At 40.3% G+C, this 2,120-nt stretch carries 2 protein-coding genes and 2 pseudogenes; all 4 read left to right on the top strand.

What is annotated here, in order from left to right; all coding sequences use genetic code 11:
- A pseudogene (locus PX481_RS14925) lies at nt 1–133 on the top strand (IS630-like element ISMae24 family transposase); the annotation flags it as partial.
- 49 nt (nt 134–182) lie between these two features.
- The gene (locus PX481_RS14920) at nt 183–1,118 is read left to right on the top strand and encodes a GGDEF domain-containing response regulator (RefSeq protein ID WP_288094862.1); all 936 of its coding nucleotides are present in this window, start codon (nt 183–185) and stop codon (nt 1,116–1,118) included.
- The gene (locus PX481_RS14915; protein WP_288024526.1) at nt 1,115–1,897 is read left to right on the top strand and encodes a transporter substrate-binding domain-containing protein; all 783 of its coding nucleotides are present in this window, start codon (nt 1,115–1,117) and stop codon (nt 1,895–1,897) included. The genes PX481_RS14920 and PX481_RS14915 overlap by 4 nt, the downstream gene beginning before the upstream one ends.
- A gap of 161 nt (nt 1,898–2,058) precedes the next feature.
- A pseudogene (locus PX481_RS30175) lies at nt 2,059–2,120 on the top strand (tetratricopeptide repeat protein); the annotation flags it as partial.

Genomic DNA, 2,120 nt, shown 5'->3' with positions numbered 1-2,120 from the left:
TGAAATATTATGGAGATTTTTAAAATATGAATGGATTGAATTTAGCGCCTATAAAGACCGAAAGAGCCTCCTCGCTTACGTTAAAAAAGTGCTGGACAATTTTGGAGGCGAGTATGTAATTAATTTTGCCTAGGTACTTATCTCTATTTTGTCCTTAACTTAATTACCTATACTTACTGATGATGATTAAATTTCGTGCTGAAGACTGTCTAATTTTATTGGTTGATGATGTCGGTAAAAATCTCCAATTGGCTGTGAATATTCTTGATTCTGCTGGTTATGCCACTATTTATGCTAGTAGTGTTAAACAGGCAATAATAGAACGAGTAGAAACTGCTAATCCTGACCTAATTCTTCTTGACTTAATGATGCCAGAGATGGGGGGAATAGAACTTTGTCGAAGACTAAAAAGTAATGCTTTATACGCTCATATACCGATTATTTTTGTAACAGATAGTGAGGAAAAAGAAGATATTATCAATGCTTTTAATTCTGGGGCTGTGGACTACGTAAATAAACCCTTTTATAGTTGGGAACTGTTAGCCAAAGTTAAAATTCATTTAGAACTGAAAAAAACCCAAGAAGAACTGAAAAATATCAATTATCAACTAGAAAAGCTAGTCAGAACTGATAGCCTAACTGGGGTAAATAATCGTCGAGAGATTCTCGCCTTGGGCGAGAAAGAATTGCAACGATGTCGTCGTTATCATCGTTATTTTTCGGTTCTATTCATCGATATCGACCATTTTAAACATATTAACGATACCTTTGGTCATCTCCTAGGGGACAAAACTTTAATTACTGTCGCTGGGGCAATTAAAAACTGTCTGCGTCAAGTGGATAGTTTTGGGCGCTTTGGGGGCGAGGAATTTGTCGCTATTCTCCCAGAAACTAATCTTGAAGATGCTGCTACCACAGCCTGGCGCATTTGTCAAGTAATTAACAAGTTAAATATTGAAATTGATCGACAAAAAGTGCGAGTTACTGCTAGTATTGGTGTGGCAACATTTAGCCCTGAAGATAATAATCTAGAAGCGGTGATCGAGCGGGCTGATCGTGCCATGTTTGCCGCTAAAAATCAAGGTAGGAATCGAGTTAGTTTAGGTAAAACAGTATGAAAAATTTGTTATTGATTCTTGGTTTTTTGCTCTTGGGTGTAGCCCCAAGTTTTAGCGCCGATCTCGATACAATTATACGCCGGGGAAAATTAATTGTCGCTGTCAAAAATAATCTCCCTCCCCTCGCTTTCCTTGATTCTCAGGGTAATCTGCAAGGATTGGAAATCGACATCGCTAAACGTCTAGCGTCAGAAATTCTCGGTTCTGACAGTGCTATTATTCTCAAACCCGTTAGTAATCAAGAACGTTTACAGGTGGTTATTGATGATCGAGTAGATTTTGCGATCGCTCGTGTGGCGATTACTCCTGCACGTCAGCGCTTAGTGGATTTTAGCCCCTTTTATTACCTCGATAGCAGCGGTTTTGTGACGAAAAACCCGCAATTGCAGCGTTTAGAAGACTTAGCTAACTCTAGAATCGCCGTACTCAACGGCTCGACGACAATCGCCCTTGTGCGTTCCAATTTACCTAAGGCTACCCTGCGCGGGGTTGCTTCCTATCAAGAAGCTTTAAATTTACTGGAAACGGGGGAAATAGACGCTTTTGCGGCTGATAATAGCCTTTTAACCGGTTGGGTGCAGCAATTCTCCAATTATCATCAATTACCGATCCAGTTGGGTGCGATCGCTCTAGGAGTCGTTCTCCCTAAAGGTTTACAGTACCAAAGTCTCCGAGAACGCGTCAATCAAGCGATCGAGCGGCTAGAATCCACCGGCTGGTTAGCAGAACGGGTGAACTATTGGGGCTTACCCCTGAGAATTCGGGAAATGGGGAGATAGGGTGCTTTTTTGCTGTGAACAGTGAACAGTAATCAGTAATCAGTGAACTGAAAACTCAAATCTGATCAGTGATCACTGATAACTGATCACTGATCACTGACTAAATCCTGTTATAATTTGAGGGAATAAGTATAAAAATATTGATTGCTCGATCGCTAATTATGGAAGATACCCTGCCTCTTATTTACGTTTCTGGATTGCTAATTTTCGTGATTGGTTTAGG

This window comes from Microcystis sp. M53603_WE2, assembly GCF_030065435.1.
The sequence above is the reverse complement of the archived record's forward strand: the minus strand, read 5'-3'. Positions and strand labels throughout refer to the sequence as shown.

Coding starts and splice junctions, on each gene's coding strand:
- PX481_RS14920 (WP_288094862.1), top strand. CDS start 183: ATGATTAAATTTCGTGCTGAAGACTGTCTAATTTTATTGGTTGATGAT.
- PX481_RS14915 (WP_288024526.1), top strand. CDS start 1,115: ATGAAAAATTTGTTATTGATTCTTGGTTTTTTGCTCTTGGGTGTAGCC.